21 protein-coding genes are annotated in these 20427 nt (G+C 65.3%); 9 read left to right on the plus strand and 12 right to left on the minus strand.

Annotated features, from left to right (window positions below; translation table 11 throughout):
* Positions 1-11 precede the first annotated feature (11 nt).
* Positions 12-1349: an AIM24 family protein gene (locus tag CH274_RS17445; RefSeq protein ID WP_045195954.1), complete on the plus strand. Its 1338-nt coding sequence runs from the start codon at positions 12-14 to the stop codon at positions 1347-1349.
* Positions 1350-1412: 63 nt separating this feature from the next.
* Here CH274_RS17445 and rpsQ read toward each other — a convergent pair whose 3' ends face one another.
* The 11 genes from rpsQ to rpsJ are packed head-to-tail and all read right to left on the minus strand — an operon-like array spanning position 1413 to position 6713.
* Entirely contained in the window at positions 1413-1691 is a 279-nt protein-coding gene (gene rpsQ / locus CH274_RS17450; RefSeq protein ID WP_032397542.1) for a 30S ribosomal protein S17, read from the minus strand.
* Entirely contained in the window at positions 1688-1933 is a 246-nt protein-coding gene (gene rpmC / locus CH274_RS17455) for a 50S ribosomal protein L29 (RefSeq protein WP_027496314.1), read from the minus strand. Before rpmC ends, rpsQ begins: the two co-directional genes overlap by 4 nt.
* Positions 1933-2349 carry a 50S ribosomal protein L16 gene (gene rplP, locus CH274_RS17460; protein ID WP_027496313.1) on the minus strand — a complete coding sequence of 139 codons (417 nt, stop codon included), beginning with the start codon at positions 2347-2349 and terminating at the stop codon, positions 1933-1935. Before rplP ends, rpmC begins: the two co-directional genes overlap by 1 nt.
* Before the next feature lie 3 nt (positions 2350-2352).
* On the minus strand, positions 2353-3162 hold the full coding sequence (gene rpsC, locus CH274_RS17465) for a 30S ribosomal protein S3 (protein WP_027496312.1): 810 nt from the start codon (positions 3160-3162) through the stop codon (positions 2353-2355).
* Positions 3162-3584, minus strand: a complete 423-nt coding sequence (gene rplV, locus CH274_RS17470) for a 50S ribosomal protein L22 (RefSeq protein WP_037188319.1) — start codon at positions 3582-3584, stop codon at positions 3162-3164. The genes rpsC and rplV overlap by 1 nt, the downstream gene beginning before the upstream one ends.
* Positions 3581-3862, minus strand: coding sequence for a 30S ribosomal protein S19 (gene rpsS, locus CH274_RS17475; RefSeq protein WP_008718309.1), 282 nt, complete (start codon positions 3860-3862; stop codon positions 3581-3583). The genes rplV and rpsS overlap by 4 nt, the downstream gene beginning before the upstream one ends.
* A 13-nt stretch (positions 3863-3875) precedes the next feature.
* Positions 3876-4712, minus strand: a complete 837-nt coding sequence (rplB, locus tag CH274_RS17480) for a 50S ribosomal protein L2 (RefSeq protein WP_008718311.1) — start codon at positions 4710-4712, stop codon at positions 3876-3878.
* A gap of 39 nt (positions 4713-4751) precedes the next feature.
* The gene (gene rplW / locus CH274_RS17485) at positions 4752-5057 is read right to left on the minus strand and encodes a 50S ribosomal protein L23 (protein WP_027496310.1); all 306 of its coding nucleotides are present in this window, start codon (positions 5055-5057) and stop codon (positions 4752-4754) included.
* Positions 5054-5731 (minus strand): 50S ribosomal protein L4, encoded by a 678-nt coding sequence (gene rplD / locus CH274_RS17490; RefSeq protein ID WP_094658319.1) that lies wholly within the window; start codon positions 5729-5731, stop codon positions 5054-5056. The genes rplW and rplD overlap by 4 nt, the downstream gene beginning before the upstream one ends.
* On the minus strand, positions 5728-6393 hold the full coding sequence (rplC, locus tag CH274_RS17495; RefSeq protein ID WP_032398245.1) for a 50S ribosomal protein L3: 666 nt from the start codon (positions 6391-6393) through the stop codon (positions 5728-5730). Before rplC ends, rplD begins: the two co-directional genes overlap by 4 nt.
* 14 nt (positions 6394-6407) lie before the next feature.
* Positions 6408-6713, minus strand: a complete 306-nt coding sequence (gene rpsJ, locus CH274_RS17500; protein ID WP_003938093.1) for a 30S ribosomal protein S10 — start codon at positions 6711-6713, stop codon at positions 6408-6410.
* Positions 6714-7204: 491 nt separating this feature from the next.
* Here rpsJ and CH274_RS17505 point away from each other — a divergent pair, with 491 nt between their 5' ends.
* The 8 genes from CH274_RS17505 to CH274_RS17540 all read left to right on the plus strand — a co-directional run bounded on the left by CH274_RS17505 (position 7205) and on the right by CH274_RS17540 (position 14444).
* Positions 7205-7699, plus strand: a complete 495-nt coding sequence (locus CH274_RS17505) for a hotdog fold domain-containing protein (RefSeq protein WP_094632381.1) — start codon at positions 7205-7207, stop codon at positions 7697-7699.
* A gap of 12 nt (positions 7700-7711) precedes the next feature.
* Positions 7712-8620 carry a prephenate dehydrogenase dimerization domain-containing protein gene (locus CH274_RS17510; RefSeq protein ID WP_094632379.1) on the plus strand — a complete coding sequence of 303 codons (909 nt, stop codon included), beginning with the start codon at positions 7712-7714 and terminating at the stop codon, positions 8618-8620.
* Positions 8621-8652: 32 nt separating this feature from the next.
* Positions 8653-9606, plus strand: a complete 954-nt coding sequence (locus CH274_RS17515) for an AurF N-oxygenase family protein (RefSeq protein ID WP_094645469.1) — start codon at positions 8653-8655, stop codon at positions 9604-9606.
* Between the two features lie 122 nt (positions 9607-9728).
* Positions 9729-10700, plus strand: a complete 972-nt coding sequence (locus CH274_RS17520; protein ID WP_032397546.1) for a daunorubicin resistance protein DrrA family ABC transporter ATP-binding protein — start codon at positions 9729-9731, stop codon at positions 10698-10700.
* Positions 10697-11554 carry an ABC transporter permease gene (locus tag CH274_RS17525; protein ID WP_094658320.1) on the plus strand — a complete coding sequence of 286 codons (858 nt, stop codon included), beginning with the start codon at positions 10697-10699 and terminating at the stop codon, positions 11552-11554. The genes CH274_RS17520 and CH274_RS17525 overlap by 4 nt, the downstream gene beginning before the upstream one ends.
* Before the next feature lie 10 nt (positions 11555-11564).
* Complete coding sequence (locus tag CH274_RS17530) at positions 11565-12419, plus strand: ABC transporter permease (protein WP_032397548.1); 855 nt, start codon at positions 11565-11567, stop codon at positions 12417-12419.
* A 22-nt stretch (positions 12420-12441) separates the two neighbouring features.
* Positions 12442-13356, plus strand: a complete 915-nt coding sequence (locus CH274_RS17535; protein ID WP_094658321.1) for a glycosyltransferase — start codon at positions 12442-12444, stop codon at positions 13354-13356.
* 149 nt (positions 13357-13505) lie between these two features.
* Positions 13506-14444 carry an esterase/lipase family protein gene (locus CH274_RS17540; RefSeq protein WP_045200047.1) on the plus strand — a complete coding sequence of 313 codons (939 nt, stop codon included), beginning with the start codon at positions 13506-13508 and terminating at the stop codon, positions 14442-14444.
* Between the two features lie 70 nt (positions 14445-14514).
* On the opposite strand, the gene CH274_RS17545 is transcribed toward CH274_RS17540, so the two are convergent.
* Entirely contained in the window at positions 14515-20370 is a 5856-nt protein-coding gene (locus CH274_RS17545) for an amino acid adenylation domain-containing protein (protein WP_094658322.1), read from the minus strand.
* Positions 20371-20427: the final 57 nt, after the last annotated feature.

The following is a 20427-nucleotide window of genomic DNA, read 5'->3' on the forward strand; positions in this document are numbered from 1 at the left end:
CACTGGATTCGGTGAAAACCCTCGCTCGCGGGGAAAACTGCCCCGCTCCGGCCGGTCCTCTGACGGTCACGCTCACGGCATCGACCTCGGTGGACGTCTCCGCGCTGCTGCTGGGTCCGAACGGTCGGGTGCGTTCGGACGCGGACCTGGTGTTCTACAACCAGCCCTCCGCCTCGGGCGTCGAGTATCGCCGCACCCCCACCGGTCACCTGCTGATGTTCGACGCCGCTGCCGTCCCCGCCGGCGTCGACACCGTGGCCGTGGCTGCGTCCCTCGACGGAACGGGACCCGCGACGTTCGCGGCCGCGGGCCCGACTGCGGTGACGGTGTCCGATGCGTCGGACACAGCACTGGTCGGCTTCACTGCCGATGCACTCGGCGACGAGAGCGCACTGGTGTGTCTGGAGTTCTATCGGCGCGGCGAGCAGTGGAAGATCCGCGCCGTCGGCCAGGGATACGCCGATGGCCTGGCCGGTTTGGCCACGGCGTTCGGCATCAGCATCGACGAGGACGACCCGACGCCCGACCCGACGGCCTCCGTCGAGCAACCTCTCCGTCCCACGCAGTCACCTGCGTCGTCCACCGATTCATCAGCCCCTCGAGGAGTTCTGGCCATGAGAAGTGAACTGTTCGCGCCCGCTCACGCCGAGGTTCCCGGTTCGGGTATCCAGAAGCAGGGCAGCAAGATGTGCCGCATCGGGATGAACGGCGAGGTGATGGCCCGGGCCGGTTCGATGGTGGCGTATCAGGGCAATCTGCAGTTCGAGGCGAAGGGGTCCGGTGGGATCGGCCGGGCTCTGAAACAGGCGCTCTCGGGTGAGGGTGTTCCTCTGATGAAGGTCACCGGTCAGGGCGACCTCTTTCTCGCCAACGCCGCTCAGGACGTTCATCTCATCGACCTGGACGGCACGGACGGGTTGACCATCAACGGTGCCAATGTGCTGGCTTTCGAGAGTTCGCTGAGCTACGACATCAAGCGGGTGCAGGGTGCCGCGGCAGGCGGCAATGCCGGTTTCTTCAACTGCGTGTTCTCCGGACGCGGCCGGATCGCCATCACCACGGACGGGGTTCCGGTGGTGCTGAACGTCGACCAGCCGACCTTCGCGGATCCACAGGCTGCGGTCGCGTGGTCGTCGTCCTTGCAGACGAGAGTCAAGAAGAACGATTCGTTCGGACTCGGCACGCTGATCGGTCGAACGACGGGTGAGCGCTTCACCCTCGAGTTCTCGGGTCAGGGATTCGTCGTGGTTCAGCCATCGGAGCAGCCGCCGGGTGGCCTGGTCGGTGGCAGCGGCAGCGGGGAGCAGGCCGGGGTCGGCGGCGCGCTCGGAGGATTGCTGGGCAGGTAGGGCCGCACACCGGAACGCAAAATGCCCGCTCCCAGGAAGGGAGCGGGCATTTGTGTGCAGGTACTACTTGGCCTTTTCGAGAACCTCGACCAGTCGCCAGTGCTTCGTGGCGGACAGCGGGCGGGTCTCCATGAGCTGAACGCGATCGCCTACGCCGGCGTCGCCCTTCTCGTCATGTGCCTTGACCTTGGTGGTGCGACGGATGATCTTGCTGTAGAGGGGGTGCTTGACCCTGTCCTCGAGCTCGACCACGATCGTCTTCTCCATCTTGTCGGATACGACGTAGCCGATCCGGACCTTACGGTTGTTGCGCTCTTCAGTCACAGTCTTTTCCTCGCTCATGCCGCGTCACCTGCAGTGTCCTCGGAAGGACCAGATGCCAAGCCGAGCTCACGCTCGCGCAGGACGGTGTAGATGCGCGCGATCTCGTGACGGACGGTGCGCAGTCGACGGTTGTTGTCCAACTGGCCGGTAGCCATCTGGAAACGAAGGTTGAACAGCTCTTCCTTCGACTCACGCAGCTTGGTGACCAGCTCTTCACCGGTGAGCTCGCGGAGCTCTGCGGCTGGGGTTCCGGTAGCCATCAGAACTGCTCCTCCCTGGTGATGATGCGTGCCTTGATGGGCAGCTTGTGGATGGCGCGAGTCAGTGCCTCACGCGCGATGGTCTCGTCGGGGTACGACAGCTCGAAGAGCACACGACCCGGCTTGACGTTCGCGATCCACCACTCGGGCGAACCCTTACCGGAACCCATGCGGGTCTCGGCAGGCTTCTTGGTGAGCGGGCGGTCCGGGAAGATGTTGATCCAGACCTTGCCGCCACGCTTGATGTGGCGAGTGATCGCGATACGAGCGGACTCGATCTGACGGTTGGTGATGTAGGCGGGCTCGAGAGCCTGGATGCCGTAATCACCGAATGTCACCTGAGTTCCGCCCTTGGCGGCACCCGAACGCTTCGGGTGGTGCTGCTTGCGGTGCTTGACCCGGCGGGGGATCAACATGCGTCAGCCCTCCTGAGTGGGCTCGGTCGAGGCCGGAGCCTCGGTTGCGGATGCCGCGCGGCCGGCCTCGGTGCTGGTCGCCGTGGTGCCCGAGGCACCGCTGCGACGCGGACGAGTGGGACGCTCACGACGGGGACGGTCTGCACCGGCGGCCGGAGCCGCAGCGGCGGCGAGTTCACGCCGTCCGCCGACGATGTCGCCCTTGTAGATCCAGACCTTCACGCCGATACGGCCGAAGGTGGTCTTGGCCTCGTACAGCCCGTAGTCGATGTCGGCACGGAGCGTGTGCAGGGGAACGCGTCCCTCGCGGTAGAACTCCGAGCGAGACATTTCAGCGCCACCGAGACGGCCGGAGCACTGAACACGAATGCCCTTGACGTTGGGCTGACGCATGGCCGACTGGATGGCCTTGCGCATTGCCCGACGGAATGCGACGCGGTTGCTGAGCTGCTCGGCAACACCCTGAGCCACGAGCTGAGCTTCGGACTCGGCGTTCTTGACCTCGAGGATGTTGAGCTGAACCTGCTTGCCGGTCAGCTTCTCGAGAGCTCCGCGGATGCGGTCGGCCTCGGCGCCACGGCGACCGATGACGATGCCCGGGCGTGCCGTGTGGATGTCCACGCGAACACGGTCACGGGTGCGCTCGATCTCGACCTTCGCGATGCCTGCGCGCTCCATGCCGGTGGCAAGAAGCTTGCGGATCTCGACGTCTTCCTTGACGTACTCCGAGTACTGCTTGTCTGCGTACCAACGCGACTTCCAGTCAGTGGTGATACCCAAGCGGAAGCCGTGCGGGTTGATTTTCTGACCCACTACTGAGCCCCTTCCTTGGACGCCTGGCCCTTACGACGGTTACGAGACGTTCCGCCGGTCTTGGGCAGGCTTTCGACGATCACCGTGATGTGGCTGGTGCGCTTGCGGATCCGGAATGCCCGGCCCTGAGCGCGCGGCTGGAATCGCTTGAGGGTTGCACCCTCGTCGACGAATGCAGTGGCGACGATCAGTGTGCTGGGATCGAGATCCAGGTTGTTCTCGGCGTTGGCCGCTGCGGACGCGATCACCTTGGCGACCGGCTCGCTCGCTGCCTGCGGCGCGAACTTGAGGATGTTGAGCGCGTCCTCGACGGAGCGCCCGCGAACCAGATCCACGACGCGACGTGCCTTCATCGGCGTGACGCGAACGTGCTTCGCTACGGCCTTGGCAGTCGGATTGGCGGTGGGGGTGAAGTTGGTCATCGCCTCTTCGCCTTCCGGTCGTCCTTGATGTGACCCTTGAACGTGCGGGTCGGTGCGAACTCCCCGAGCTTGTGGCCGACCATGGAGTCGGACACGAACACCGGTACGTGCTTGCGACCGTCGTGGACGGCGAAAGTGTGACCGATGAAGTCGGGCAGGATTGTCGATCGACGGGACCAGGTCTTGATGACCTGCTTGGTTCCCTTGTCGTTCTGGACGTCAACCTTCGCGAGGAGGTGATCGTCTACGAACGGGCCTTTCTTCAGGCTGCGTGGCATTCTGAACTCCCTCCTAGCGCTTGTTCTTGCCGGTACGACGACGACGGACGATCAGCTTGTCGCTCGCCTTGTTCTTGCGGGTACGGCCTTCCGGCTGTCCCCAGGGGCTGACCGGGTGGCGTCCACCGGAGGTCTTGCCCTCGCCGCCACCGTGCGGGTGGTCGACCGGGTTCATCACGACACCACGAACGGTCGGGCGCTTGCCCTTCCAGCGCATGCGGCCGGCCTTGCCCCAGTTGATGTTCGACTGCTCGGCGTTGCCGACCTCGCCGACGGTTGCGCGGCAGCGCACGTCGACGCGACGGATCTCACCGGACGGCATACGCAGCGTGGCGTAGGGGCCTTCCTTACCGAGGAGCTGGATGCTCGCTCCAGCGGAGCGGGCCATCTTCGCGCCTCCACCCGGACGAAGCTCGACCGCGTGGATGGTCGTACCCGTCGGGATGTTGCGCAGGGGCAGGTTGTTGCCGGGCTTGATGTCGGCATTGGCACCCTGCTCGATCGGCGATCCCTGGGCGATGCCCTTGGGTGCGACGATGTAGCGCTTCTCGCCGTCTGCGAAGTGCAGCAGTGCGATGTTCGCGGTGCGGTTGGGGTCGTACTCGATGTGAGCGACCTTGGCCGGCACGCCGTCCTTGTCGTTGCGACGGAAATCGATGAGACGGTATGCACGCTTGTGACCGCCACCCTTGTGCCGGGTGGTGATGCGACCGTGTGCGTTACGTCCACCGCGGCCGTGCAGCGGGCGGATCAGCGACTTCTCGGGGGTCGAACGCGTGATCTCAGCGAAATCGGAAACGCTGGAGCCACGACGGCCCGGGGTTGTCGGCTTGTATTTACGGATTGCCATGAGTCTTCTCGTCCTCTATATCCGAAGAGTCCCAGCCGCTTACGCGACCGGACCTCCGAAGATCTCGATGGGCTTGCTGTCGGCGGAGAGCGTTACGAGCGCGCGCTTGGTGTCCTTGCGCTTGCCGTAACCGAACCGGGTCCGCTTACGCTTGCCCTGACGGTTCATCGTGTTGACGCTGGTCACGGTGACGTCGAAGATCTTCTCGACGGCAATCTTGATCTGCGTCTTGTTCGAGTCCGGGTGCACCAGGAACGTGTACGTGCCTTCTTCGATCAGTCCGTAGGACTTCTCGGAGATGACCGGTGCCAGCAAGATGTCGCGGGGATCGGCGATCGTGGTCACTTGCTTGCCTCCTCGTTCTTTGCAGGCCCAGCGATGAAGGTGTTCAGCGCTTCCACGCTGAAAACGACATCATCGGCGTTGAGCACGTCGTAGGTGTTGAGCTGGTCGGGTGCGATGGGGTGCACGCCGTCCAGGTTCTGCACGCTCTTCCAGGCTGCGATGTCCTCGCGGCCGACGACGAGCAGGACCTTCTTGCGGTCCGAGATCTCGGCGAGGAACGTCTTCGCACCCTTGGTGGACGGAACCTGTCCGGCAACCAGTTCGGTGATGACGTGCAGGCGCTCGCTGCGGGCCCGATCGGAGAGGGCTCCGCGCAGGGCGGCTGCCTTCATCTTCTTGGGGGTCCGCTGGCTGTAGTCGCGCGGCTGCGGTCCGTGGACCGTGCCACCGCCGACGAACTGAGGAGCGCGGGTCGAGCCCTGACGGGCGCGGCCGGTGCCCTTCTGCCGGTACGGCTTCTTGCCGCCGCCGCGAACCTCGCCACGAGTCTTCGTGGAGTGGGTTCCCTGACGAGCAGCTGCCAGCTGTGCGATGACGACCTGGTGCAGCAGCGCGATGTTCGCCGGAGCGTCGAAGATCTCCGCGGGGAGATCGACGGTGCCGTTGGTCTTGCCGCCGGCTTCCTTGACATCGAGCATCAGCTTGGTCTCGGTGTTCTTCTCGAGGCTGGTCATGCCCGTGCACCACCCTTCAATGCAGACTTGACGATCACGACGTTGCCGCGACGGCCCGGGATCGCTCCCTTGATCAGCAGCAGACCGTTCTCGCTGTCCACCTTGTGGACCGAGAGGTTCTGCGTCGTGACGCGGTCGCCACCCATACGTCCGGACATGCGCATTCCCTTGAAGACGCGACCGGGTGTTGCGCAGCCACCGATGGATCCGGGGCGACGGTGCACGGCCTGTGCACCGTGGCTCGCACCCTGACCCTTGAAGCCGTGACGCTTCATGGTTCCGGCGAAGCCCTTGCCCTTGCTGGTGCCGGTGACGTCGACGTATGCGCCGTCCTCGAACACTGCAGCGGTGAGCTCCTGGCCGATCTCGAACTGCGAGGCGTCGGCTACGCGAATCTCCACGATGTGGCGACGCGGCGTGACACCTGCCTTCTCGAACTGGCCGGTGGTGGGCTTGTTCACCTTGCGCGGGTCGATCGCACCGAATGCGACCTGGACGGCGCTGTAGCCGTCACGTTCCTGGGTGCGGATCTGGGTGACCACGTTGGGGCCTGCCTTGATCACGGTCACCGGAACGACGCGGTTGTTCTCGTCGAAGACCTGGGTCATTCCGAGCTTGGTGCCCAGAATTCCTGTTGCAGGCCGGTTCTTGTTATCAGTCATCGTTGTCTCCGCGCTCACTGGATGTTGACGTCGACACTGGCCGGGAGGTCGATGCGCATGAGCGCGTCCACCGTCTTCGGTGTCGGGTCGAGGATGTCAATGAGCCGCTTGTGAGTACGCATCTCGAAGTGTTCGCGCGAGTCCTTGTACTTGTGCGGCGAACGGATGACGCAGTACACGTTCTTCTCTGTCGGCAACGGCACCGGTCCGACGACGCGGGCACCCGTACGGGTGACCGTTTCGACGATCTTGCGCGCTGACGCGTCGATCGCCTCATGGTCGTAGGCCTTGAGCCTGATGCGGATCTTTTGTCCCGCCACGCTTAGTGTCCTTTTCTTGCCGCTTGGTCGTAGAACGGGCCGTTCGGCCTGCTCCACCTCGTCTGCACAGTCCCCGAGCCGTGGAAAACCCACCGACTCGAACTGCCTTCGTGCACACACGACAGTGAAAAACGTTGACGACCAGGCGTGGCCTGATTCCGTTGCCGCTCTTCATCTGTCATGGTTCTCCGGTCCACGCGGTCGGGCGTGTCGCGATTCCGCTCATTCTTCTGCGCTGAAACTTTCGCTTCAACCATCCGAATCTAACGAAATCCGCACCGATCGAGCTGGTGTTCCGGACGCGCTCACGTGGAGCGCTGGTCTCATGTTCTTGCTCAGTCGACCTTTCGGCCGACTCACCTGTTTCAGGCCGCACGCAAGCGCGTCCCGTGTCCAGGCAACCCGACCAGTATGCCGCAGACCGGGCAGCAGATCAACTCGGGGCCGATCGATCGGTACCGAGCTACCTTACCGGGCAGTAAGGTAGCGCCATGACCACCCTCGAGAACACTACCGGGGCGACCTATCGCGCCTGGTCGAAGCTACCGAACAACACTGTCGGGTCCACTCTCTTCTCCGTCGGCATGTGTCTGCGCGTTCCGTACTTCGCATCCGTGCTTCCCCGTGTCGTCGCGCTCGAGCCGGGACGCTGCGAGGTCACCGCGCCCAAGTGGTTCGGCATTCGGAACCACCTGGGCACCTTCCACGCCATCGCCGCGTGCAACCTCGCCGAGGTCGCCATGGGCATGCTCGCCGAGGCGACCGTCCCCACCACGCACCGATGGATTCCCAAGTCCATGACTGTCCAGTACCTGACGAAGGCCACGACGTCGCTGCGCGCGGTCGCCGAACTCGACGAGGTCCCCGATTTCGGAACGATCACCGACGGCATCGACATCGTCGTACCCGTCGCGATCCGAGATACCTCGGGCATCGAGGTGGTGCACGCGGACATCACCATCTGGGTCTCCGCGGCGTCCCGTTGACATACTCGACCGATGAACTCGGTGACACGGTCGCGGTCCCATGACTCGGTAGCGGTGATCGGAGGTTCGGGAGCGGTGGGCCGCCTGATGGTCGATCTGCTGCTCGCGGACGGCGTACCGGTGACCGTCGTGGACGTGCACGCTGGCCCGGAGCTCGACGGTTCGACGGTGATCGCCGGCGACATCACCGCCCCCGCCGAGCCGGTCGAATCGGTGCTGAGAGAAGCGACGACGGTGATTCTGGCCGTCCCCGAATCCGTGGCGCTGCGGGCCGACCTGTCCGCAATGCGCGCCGACGCCCTGCTGGTGGAGACCCTGTCGGTGAAGTCCGGCTTCTCCCACCATGTACAGGGCGCGCGTCCGATCGGTGCCACGCTGGGAATCAATCCCATGTTCGCCCCGTCGCTCGGAATGGCCGGACGCCCGGTTGCGGCCGTCGTGCATCGACCCGGCCCGCCGGTGGATGCCTTCCTGGACGGCATCTCGCGGTGGGGCGCTCGGGTAGTCCTTCTCGACGCCGCACGTCATGATCGCCTCGCCGCGGCGACGCAGGCGCTGACGCACGCCAGCGTCCTGGCGTTCGGACTGGCTCTGGCCGAACTGGACCTTCCGTTCGTCGACATCGACGCCGTTGCGCCTCCCCCGCACGCGTCGATGCTCGCGATACTGGCGCGGATCACCGGCGGGGAACCCGAGGTCTACTGGGATGTTCAGGCCGGCAATCCCCACGCGGCCGAGGCCAGGGCGGCGTTGCATCGCGCGACGCAGACGGTGAGCGAGACCGTCGATTCCGGTTCCGAGGCCGACTTCGCCGCTCTGTTGGCGCAGGCCGAGGCCGCTCTGGGTGGGAACGGGGATCGGTATCGGGCGGTGTGCGCGGAGATGTTCGGTATCGTTCGAGGTAGCAGTGGTAACCGATGACCACGAGTACGAGCGCGGAGGCGAGGCACACGATGTTGGAACAGCCGTCGTTGCCGGAGTTCGATTCCGACGATGTCGTCGAGAGTGCGGTCGTCGCTCGATTGGCGAAGAACTGGTCGCAGCGCGCGACGGTCAAGAAGCCCGAGCCCGAGCTGGACGATCTGTTCGACACCACCAAGCAGGATTTCCCCGACGCTCTGATCCCCTTCGGCGAGCACGACACCTTCACCGGTGCCACTGCCGAGCAGCAGGATCGACTGCGTGCCTGGGGTTGGATCGCGTTCAACAAGAACGTGATGGACGTCGAGCAGCACGTCGTTCATCCCGGTTTCGCTCTGTTGGCGCAGGACGTGTTCGAGACCGGGATGGGTGACACCCTCGCTGTGGCGGTCACCCAGGCCATGGTGGACGAGCAGTACCACACCCTCATGCACCTCAACGCGAGCGCTGCGACCAGACGCGGACGCGGGTGGGCTCTGTCGGAACGATCGTTGCCGTTCAGCTCCACCGTGCGCAGGCAGCGTGCGGCGCAGGCGACCAGTGACGACCCCTGGTCGGCGGCGATCAGCTCGCTCGCGTTCATGACGGTTGCAGAGATCTCCATCACCTCGTATCTGGACCTGATCGAGGACGACGACATCATTCAGCCCATCAACCGGGCCACCGTCAAACTGCACAACCGCGACGAGTACTGCCATGCGTCGATCGCCGACGACATGGCTGCGATCGTCTTCGACAGGCTCCGCCCCGACGACCGCCAGAAGTTCCTGGACGGGCTGGTCGACGGCATGGACGCGTTCTCGAGCAGCGACTTCTCCACCTGGGGACGCATTCTCGAACTCGAGGGCGTGCGCGGTGGCGGGCAGATGCTCGTGGACGTCGAGCAGGACAAGAGCCGCCGCGCGTTGGTTCAGGACTACAGCGGGTTGCGGTCTCTGTGCCGCAAACTCGACGTCGAGAACAGTATCGATATCGACTGGGACTGACTGCGGAGGTCACGCAGCGACGACCCACAAGTAACATCCACGGCGAATTTCGCTATCAAGTAGTGGCCCTCGACTCCACGGGGTCCGGTCCCACCACTCCCCCCCGACAGCTCGGAGATTCGATGTCGTCAGCTCAACACGCAGCCGTACACGTGGAGGACGTACACAAGTCCTTCGGCGATGTGCAGGCGTTGCGCGGCATCAGCTTCTCCGCCGAACGGGGAACGGTGCTGGGGATTCTGGGCCCGAACGGTGCAGGCAAGACGACGACGGTGAAGGTGCTCTCCACTCTGATCGCACCCGACCGGGGCAGGGCATTCGTCGCAGGTCACGATGTCGCGACCGACGCTCCGGCAGTGCGCCGCTCGATCATGATGACCGGGCAGTACGCGGCCCTCGACGACACTCTGTCCGGCCGCGAGAACATCGAGCTGTTCGGCCGTCTGATGGGTCTGGACAAGAAGGCCGCGAAGGCCCGAGCCAAGGCCCTGCTCGACGAGTTCGACCTGTCCGATACCGGCAAGCGCCCCGTCCGTGGCTACTCGGGCGGTATGCGTCGCCGCATCGACATCGCCTGCGGCCTCGTCGTGCGGCCGGAGGTCGTGTTCCTGGACGAGCCGACCACCGGACTCGATCCCCGCAGTCGGCAGGGCGTCTGGTCGTTGGTCGAGGCACTCAAGTCGCAGGGCATCACTGTGCTGTTGACGACGCAGTATCTCGAAGAAGCAGATGTCCTGAGCGACAACATCATCGTCATCGACAAGGGCACGGTCATCGCAGAAGGCACCTCGGACCATCTCAAGGCCATGACCGGCGGCAGCTACTGCGAGGTCGTTCCCCTCGATCCCGGCCAACTCCGCGCGGCCGCCGAAGCCCTCGGCGACATGGTTCCCGCTGCAGTTCACGCCGAGATCACCGCTGCCTCGGACCGGCTCTCCGTTCCTGCCCCCGACGGCGCAGCCACGCTGTCGGAAATCCTGCGCCGCATCGATGCGGTGGGCATCGTGCTCGCCGACATCGCCCTGCGCCGCCCGTCGCTCGACGACGTGTTCCTCACCCTCACCGGTCACTCGAAGACGAGCACCACACCATGACGGCCACGACGCGAGGCGTAGCCGGTTCGCAGGCGAGGACCGTGCAGCGGACCGATGTCGGTTCGACGGCTCAGCAGCCCAAGCGACGGTCGAGGACGAAGCCGTCGGGATTCGTGCAGTGGCAGGCCCTCACCGGGCGTGCGCTGTGGACGATGCTCACCAAGGGTGAGTTGTTGGTCGCGGTCATCGCGCCGCTCATCTTCACCGTCGGCTTCTACCTGCCGCTCAAGTTCGTCATGGGTCTGCAGGGCATCGACTACGCCCAGTTCCTGATGCCGATCATCGTGCTGCAGGCCATGGCGTTCACCGCGATCTCCGCGGCGCAGCGTGCCTCGGCCGAGGCGATGAGTGGCCTGAATTCCCGGTTGAAGACCATGCCCGTCGTGCGGGGTGTGCCGCTGGTGTCGCGCATCTCGAGTGGTGTCGTCCGCTCACTGGTGTCTCTGGTGTCCGCTCTCGGCTTCGGTTACGTCATCGGCTTTCGATTCACTGCGGGATTCGGTCAGGCCCTGTTGTTCTGTGCACTGGCCATGCTGATCAGCACCACGTTGTCGATCGGTGCCGATGCGATCGGAACGCTGTCGAAGAGCCCCGAAGCGACCAGCCAGGTGTTGACCCTGCCCCAGCTCATCCTCGGCATGGCCTCGTGCGGATTCGTTCCGGAAAGCGGTTTTCCCGAAGTCATCCGCCCCTTCGTTCGCAATCAACCGATCTCTCAGTTCTCGTTCGCGATGCGGGACATGGCCGAGGGCGGAGTCACCTTTCAGGTGCTGTGGCCATCCCTCGCCTGGATCGCAGGCCTGATCGTGTTCTTCGTCCCGCTTGCCATCTGGGCGAGCTCGAGACCGGAATGACGAGTCCGAGATGACCATGTCCGAAGCGTCGGTGAACGCTGCTCGCGTATCCAACTTGACCTTTCCCGAACCCAACATGGCCCTGCGAGAAGGGTCGATCCGCGCGCTCGGGACGCACAGCCTGATCCAGGCCAAGCGACTTCTGATGCGGTGGATGCGCGATCCGTCGACGATGATCCAAGCCTTGCTGTACCCCGCGTTGATGCTGGTCATGTTTCGGGTCGTACTCGGCAACTCGATCTCCGCGGCCACCGGAGCCCCGGCCATCTACGGCCAGGTTCCGATGATCGCTCTCGTCGGGGCCATGTTCGGGTCCATCGTCAGCGCTGTCGGTCTCAAGGGCGAGCGGAAATCGGGCTTGCTGTCCAGGTTCTGGACGACACCGACTCACCGTGCCGCCGGCCTGCTCGGCAGAATGATCGCCGAAGCCGTCCGAGTGCTCGTCACCACCACCGTCATCATCGCTGCCGGGGTGGCGATGGGGTTCAGATTCACCCAGGGGTTCCAGGCCGGAGTGCTGTTGCTTCTGATTCCGGTCGTGTTCGGTATCGGGTTCGCGGTGATGGTCACGTTCCTCGCGACCGTCGCCGGTAATGCTCCCCTGGTGGAACTGGTCTCGATCTTCTGCACCCTGTTGATGTTCTTCAATGCCGGCTTCGTGCCGGTTCTGGCGTATCCGCTCTGGCTGCAGCCGGTCGTCGCAGCTCAACCGATGTCGGTCGCGGTCGATGCCATGAGGAACCTCGCTCTCGGAGGTCCGGTCATGACACCGGTGCTCCAGACGTTGGCGTGGTCTCTGGGTCTGGTCGTGGTGTTCCTCTATCCTGCAATTCGGGGGTACAAGAAGGCATCCGCGACCGGCTGATCGAGTAGGGCTCCGGCCGTCGATGGCCACGATGGGAGGTGACGTCGTGGCCCATGGGCACCCTGAGCACCCGTCGATCTCGGTGATCATTCCGGTGAGCTCGCTCGATCCCCTGCTCGACGCGCAGTTGCAGGCATTGGCGGAGCAGGATTCCGATTATCGGTTCGATGTGCTGATTTCGGACAATGCCGGTGACGGACGAGTCGGCGATCACGTGTCCTCGCACCCCCTACGGGATCGACTGCAGTTGACCTGTGTCGACGCATCCCAGCAGGTCGGCGCGGCGCATGCCCGCAATCGCGGTGCCGAGAACGCCTCCGGTGAGCTGTTGATGTTCTGCGATGCGGACGACGTGGTGCATCCGTCGTGGCTACGAACCCTCGCCGAGCTGGCCAGGTCGTTCGACGTAGCCGGTACCGCGGTGGAGACGTACACGTTGAACAGTGCGCAGGCGTTGTCCTGGACTCCGACCACACCGCCGGAGGATCAGGGCCGCACCGACTTCCTGCCCTTCGCCATCGGGGCCAGCATGGCCTGCTGGGCGTCGGTCTATCGCGATGTCGGTGGCATGGACAACCGGTTCCGGGCCAGCCAGGACGTGGAATTCTGCTGGCGCGCACAATTGGCCGGCTACACCCTCGGCTTCAGCACCGAGGCTGTCGTCGCCTATCGGCTCCGAGCCGAGCTCCGGCCCATGCTGCGCCAATCGTTTCGGCTCGGCTTCGGCTTCGCCAAACTGCGCGGAATCTATCGGACGCAGGGGTGCCCGGCCATGAGGGTCCGTACCGTCGCCTCGTGGTGGACCGCCCTACTGGTTCGCAATCCGCTTCTGCCGACCTCGTGGACCGGATTGGCCCGTGGTCATTGGGCGAGGGCCCTGTTCATCCGGGTCGGCGAAGTTCGCGGCGGCATCGCCTATCGCGCCTTCTGTTGGTGACGTCCGACACACCCACTGGATCGCCGGGCTGCCCGGCCTGCAGTCTTGAGTCGCGCGCCTGTAACGGATGGATGACCGATGTTACGGTCGAGAACACGGAGCTGCCGAAACCGGCGGCACATCGCACGCCTTCACACGAGATCGAGGCCATGTCGAACACGCTTTCCCGAGTACTGCCCACGGCGGTCGCTGCCGCCGTTGCCGGTGCCCTGTGCCTGACCGGGGCGGGAACAGCTACCGCGGCACCCGCCTCCCCCACGGGCACCTCCGTGTCTGCCACTCCTGTCCTGGAGGGCGCGAACGACTTCGGCTGCGTGCCCAGTGCGGCTCATCCACGTCCGGTGGTACTCGTGCACGGAACGAAGATGGATGCGTCGACGTGGAAGACGCTCGCACCGCAGTTGAAGAGCGAGGGCTACTGCGTCTTCGCGCCCAACTACGGCGGCGTCTCGCTCCTGTTCGATCCGAGCACGACCATCTGGGGTTCGGGTGATATCGCCGAGTCGGGACGGCAGATCGGTCGGTTCGTCGACGAGGTGCTTGCCGCCACCGGTGCAGAACAGGTCGATCTCGTCGGTCATTCACAGGGCGGCACGTCCTCGCGCCAGTACATGAAGTTCGACGGTGGCACCGATCCGCAGGATCCTGCCCGCAACAAGGTGCACACTTTGGTCACCCTCGGTGCCACCAACCACGGAACGACGTTCGGCGGTCTGCAGCAGCTCTCCGAACTGCTCACCTCGCTCGGACTCCCCGGCGACGCGCTCACCCCGCTCACGTACAACATGGCCGGTGCACAGCAGTTGGTCGGCTCCACGACGTTGACGAGCCTGAACGACGGCGGAGACGTCCAACCGGGAGTCGAGTACACCGTCATCGCCACCCGCAACGACACGGTGTCGACACCTCCGGGGAACACCTTCCTCCGGTCGGGTGATCCGTCGACGGTGCACAACGTATGGGTTCAGGACGTGTGCCCGGCCGCCACGACGTCGCACATCGGCCTCGTCACCGATCCCGCGCCGCTGTACATGGTCAAGTCGGCGCTCGACCCCGAGTACGCAGCGACCACCCCGCCACCCTGCTGACACAGCACGATCCGTAGCCACCGGGGCCTCGACGACATCACATCGCGAGGCCCCGGTCGCGTTCGAAGACCTACCGGTCCAGCTCGGTCTGCAACACGGGTCCGATTTCGGCCAGTGCGGACTGCGACGCCATCTGCCAGTGCGTCGAATGCACAGGAACCACGGTGACGCCCCCGTCGACCGCGTCCTCCCACGTCGACGCCGCGACGGTTCCGGTCGGATCGTCGACGACCGACGCGAAGAGTATCGACCGCCCGACGAATGTCCGGGGCACGTACGAGTCGATCAGCTCTGCCGAACGGGCGATCCCGTCCAGTATCCCGGCGACCCGGTCGCGGGAAATTTCGTCGAACGGAGCCGGCATCGATGCCAACAGATCCGCCACGGAATCGACCGTGAGCTCGCCGATCTCGAGATCGGAGTCCGCTCCCAAGCCGAGGCCACCGAGCATCTCTCCGGCCGACACAGGACGGTCCACGACGTGGTCGGTACTTCCCGCGACGAACGAATCCATCATGGCCAGTGTCGACACCGACTCGCCTTCACGCTGCAGTTGCACGGCCATCGCGTGAGCGATCGATCCACCCATCGACCAACCGAGCAGGTGGTACGGGCCCGACGGCTGCACGGTACGAATCCTGTCCACGAACAGGGCTGCCCACTGCTCGATCGATTCCGGCAGCGGCTCGGCACCGGAGAGGGCAGGCGACTGCAATCCGTAGATCGGACGGTCGTCGCCGAGGTACGCCGACAGTCCGCCGAAGGCCCAGGACAGCCCCACGATGGGATGGATGCAGAACAGAGGTGACGAGGAGCCACCGAGCCGAAGAGGAACCAACGTCTCCAGCCCGGTGGAGTCCGCCCCCTCGCTCGACTCCGTCGCAGCCGTCATCCGCGCGGAGAGCGAGCCCACCGACGCGTCGACGAACAACCAGTTCAGCGGTACCGGCGCGCCGCCGAGGGCTGCTCTGAGCTTGGAGACCAACTTGACCGCCAGCAACGAGTTGCCACCCAGCGCGAAGAAGTCGTCGTCCAGCCCGACGCGCTCGACGCCCAACACTTCCGCGAACACCGCGGCGACCGATTCCTCGACCGGAGTCTGCGGAGCCCTGAACTCACGGGTTTCGAATTCCGGGGCCGGCAACGCCCGACGGTCCAGCTTCCCGGCTGCATTGAGCGGCAACGCATCGAGAACCACGAACGCCGACGGCACCATGTACGACGGCACCGCCGACCCCAATTCCGACCGCACCGCCTCGGCATCGACCGCGGCACCGACAGCAGGCACCACGTAGGCAGCCAACGACTCCCCCACCGACAACTGCGCGACCACCACGACGGCCTGACTCACCGACGACAACGCCGTCAACGCCGTCTCGATCTCCCCCAACTCGATGCGCTGCCCGCGGAACTTGACCTGAAAATCGGTGCGACCGATGTACTCGAGCCGTCCGGCATCCATTGACCACCGGACCAGATCACCGGTGCGGTACATGCGCGCCCCCGCAGGACCGAACGGATCGGCAACGAAACGCTCCGACGACAGATCGGGCCGCGCAACATAGCCCCGAGCCAACTGCACGCCGGCGAGGTAGAGCTCACCCGGCACACCCGCTGGTACCGGATGCAGCCGCGAATCCAGAACGTGGACAGAGGTGTTCCACTCCGGCACCCCGATGCTCACCGAACCGTCCACTGCGACGTCCTCGGAGACGTCGCGATACGTGACACTCACCGCGGCCTCGGTTGGCCCGTACAGATTGTGCACCCGCGCGTTCGACACTGCCCGGCACGCACTCACGGTCCGCGCGGGCAACGCCTCCCCGATCACGAAGATGTGCCGAAGCGAAGAGATGGACTGCGCAGCAACCGATTCGGCGAACACCGTGAGCATCGACGGCACGAAGTCCGTCACCGTCACGCCGTGACGGGCGATATCGGCCGCAACGGCCTCCACATCACGTTGCGCGCCCGGGGCCGCCACGATCAACCGGCCCCCGGTGCGCAGCGGCAGGAAGAACCCCCACAACGACACGTCGAACGTCGTGGCAGTCTTCTGCAAGTAGACATCCGACGCGTCGAGACCGTACTCCTGCGCCATCCACTCCATCTGGTTGACGATCGCACGATGCTCCACGGCGACCCCCTTGGGCCTGCCGGTCGACCCCGACGTGAAGAGCACGTACGCCAGATCGCCACCCACCGAGCGAGGGAAGACCACCGGCCCGCTCGGCACCGGTGGGTCCGTGATGTCGACGACCGGAATCGCTGTCCCCGTGACGAATTCGTCCCGCGCCGTCGACAGAACGACAATCGGCGACGCCGTGTCGAGAATGTAGTCGTTACGCTCGGCGGGCTGATCCGGATCCACCGGAACGTACGCCGCACCGGATCGCAGCACGGCGTACATCCCGACCACCAGCTCGACCGATCGACGCATGGCCAACCCCACCAGCACGCCGGGGCCGGCCCCACGCTCCTGCAACAACGACGCAGTGGCATCCACCCGGTCCGAGAACTCCCGATACGTCAGCGACCGCTCACCGAACACCAACGCCACCGCATCCGGCGATTCGACCACCGTGCGATCGAAGCCGTCCAGCAGCACCTGGCCCGAATCGGCAGCCACCTTGCTGCCGTTGCCCCGCAGCGAAAGTTGTTCGCGCTCAGCCGAATCGAGAATCTCGATGTCACCGACCACGACACTCGGACGAGCGGTGACCGCCTCGAGAACGGTCACCAACCGCTGCCCGAAGGACGTCATGGTCGACTCGTCGAACAGATCCGTCGCGTACATCAACTCGACGGCCGGTCCTGCGCCGTCGCCCCGCTCGGTGAAGGTCACCTGGAGGTCGAATTTCGCCGATGCCACGCCGGAACCGAATGCCTCGACCCCGAGATCGGGCAGCTCGAAGGAACCCTGTGAGAAGTTCTGGAAGAACAGTGCAACCTGCACCAGTGGATGTCGTCCTTGCGAGCGCACCGGATCGAGTACCTCGACCAGACGCTCGAAGGGCACGTCGACGTTGTCGAACGCCTCGAGGTCGGCCGTACGTACCGTGTCGAGAACCTCGGCGAACGAGGCATCCGGGGCAACGGGGGTTCGCAGCACCACCGTGTTGACGAACATGCCGACCAGATCGTCGAGCCGGGCGTCGCCGCGGCCACCCACCGGCGCACCCACGGCGATGTCGGCCGTGCCCGACAGTCTCGCCAGCAGCACGGCCAGCGCGGCGTGCACCACCATGAACGGGGTCGACTCGCTCGCGCTGGCGCACTCGAGCACTCGGGCGTGCAGCTCGGGTTCGATGTCGAACGACACCACCGCCCCTCGTCCCGACGCGACCCGAGGGCGCGGCCTGTCGGCGGGCAGCTCCAACTGTTCGGGTAGGCCGTCGAGCGCGTGCTGCCAGTACCGAATCTGCTTGTCGGCAACAGAGTTCGGGTCCGATTCGGAACCGAGCATGTCCAGTTGCCACAGCGTGTAGTCGACATACTGAACCGGCAGCGGCGTCCACTGCGGTGCCGATCCGCTCCGTCGCGCGAGGTATGCCGTCATGACGTCCCGAGACAGCGGAGCCATCGACAGACCGTCGGCCGAGATGTGATGCGCCACGAAGGCCAGTACGTACTCCGGTACCGAACCGGCGGGATCGGTGACCTCGAACAGTCGAACGCGGAACGGAATTTCGGTCGTGACGTCGAACCCACGCGTGAAGAACTGCGTCACCTCGGCCAGAGCGCTCTCGCGGGTGACAGGCACCACCGCCGTGTCGACCTGCGTGTCGGCCTCGTCGAGCACTCGCTGATATCCGCTGCCGTCGATGTCGGGGTAGACGGTGCGCAGCGATTCGTGGCGACCCACCACATCGAGGACGGCGGCCTGCAGCGCATCGACGTCGAGCGAACCGCGCAGCAGCAAGGCAACCGGCACGTTGTTGATCGCGGACGTGGTGTCGAGTCGATTCAGGAACCACATGCGTTGCTGAGCGGACGAGAGCGGAATGTGTTGCGGCCGGGCCCTCGAGGCATCGAGCCGGGCCCGGACCGGAGCGTCGACGGAGTCGGCTGCGTTCGCGAGCGCTTCGACGGTGGACGACTCGAACACCGAACGCGCAGGCACGTGCACGCCGAGTGCCGATCCCAACCTCGCAGCGAGTTTGGTGGCGATCAACGAATTGCCGCCGAGCGCGAAGAAGTCGTCGTCGAGACCGACGCGTTCGACCCCCAGCAACTCGACGAAGATGTCGGCTACCGTCTGCTGGGTGGGGGTCGTCGGAGCGCGGAACTCGGCGACCTCGAACACCGGCTCCGGCAACGCATCTCGGTCGAGCTTGCCGGTGGGGGTCAGCGGAATCGACTCGATCGGGGTGACCACGGACGGCACCATGTGCGCAGGCAGACTGCGTCCGGCGGCCTCGAGCAGGTTGTCGACGTCGAGCTCGACACCTGTCGTCGGCAGTACGTAGGCCGCGAGAACCGTTGCTCCCGTCGGCCCCCGGTAGCCGAGGGTCGCTGCGAACTCGACACCGTCGAGTGCGGTCAGAACGGCGTCGATCTCACCGAGCTCGATCCGGAATCCTCGAATCTGGACCTGGAAGTCGTTGCGGCCCATGTATTCGACGACGGGTCCGGTCGGCCCGTCGCGCCAGCGCACGATGTCTCCGGTTCGGTACAGCCTCGCCTGATTCGAGTCCCCCTCGACCGCATAGGGATTGGCGACGAAACGGGTTGCCGTCAGGCCGAACCGACGATGGTAGCCGCGAGCAAGGCCGGCCCCGGTGAGGTACAACTCGCCCGGCACGCCGGCCGGGACCCGACGCAGCCGGTCGTCGAGAACGTGATGACCCATCTCCCTGGTCGACTGCCCGAGCAACACCGCCTCGCCTGCGGTCAGCGGTTGCGAGATGTTGCACACCATGGACGCTTCGGTCGGCCCGTAGACGTTGTGGAACCGGCGGTCGGTGGCCCATTTCGACATCAGTTCCGAGGAGAAGGCCTCACCACCGACGGCGAGCACTCGCAGGTCGGGCACATCTGCCGGGTCCAGCGAGGCCAGCGCCGCCGGCGTGATGAAGGCATGCGTGACTCGGTGGCGGCGCAACACCTCGCTCAGATCGGTACCACCGTAGACGCCCGGTTCGACGATGACCATCGTCGAACCGGCACCGACGGCCATGAGCAGTTCGAGTACGGACGCGTCGAAACTGGGGGACGCGAAATGCAGTGTGCGCGAACCGGAGTCCAGGCCGTACGTCTCGACCTGGGTCGCGGCCAGTGGTGCCAGGCCCGCCTGGGAGACGGCGACACCCTTCGGTAGGCCCGTCGAGCCCGAGGTGTAGATGACGTAGGCGAGATCGGACGCGCGAATCGGTGCGCGGCGATCGTCCGCGACCACCGGCCCGTCCGACAGCCCACTCAGTTCGTCCTCGACATCGGATGCGTCGAGCACGATCCACGACACCGCGTTCGGCATCGCAGCCTCGAACTGCGTTGCCGTGACTCCCATTCGGACACCCGAATCGGTGGCCATGTGCTCGATACGAGCAGCCGGGTAATTGGGGTCGATCGGCACGAACGCTGCCCCGGTCTTGGCCACCGCCCACACCGCCATGACCGATTCGATCGATCGGGTCAGGGCCAGCGCCACGAAATCCCCTGGCCCGACTCCACGTGCGAGCAGTAGGCGAGCCAGCCGGGAGGATCGGGAATCGATCTCCCGGTAGGTCAGCGACCGGTCCCCGAATTCGGCAGCGATGCCGTCCGGGTTCTTCTCCACCGCGGCCGCCAGCAGAGTCGGCAGCGCAACGGTACGGGCGGGCCGAGTACGCGTCGGCCGAGACCGGGTGGGCCTGGGACGGGCCGGCCGGCCCCCCGCTCGGCCGCCGGACTCGGACGGTGTGCCGGTCGATCCATCCGCACTCATGTTAAGCAATGACTCCTCACCAGTTCTTCGCCGCACCGTCGACCGTGGAGGCGACCG

It is taken from the genome of Rhodococcus sp. 06-418-5, from assembly GCF_002258285.1.
GTDB lineage: Bacteria > Actinomycetota > Actinomycetes > Mycobacteriales > Mycobacteriaceae > Rhodococcoides.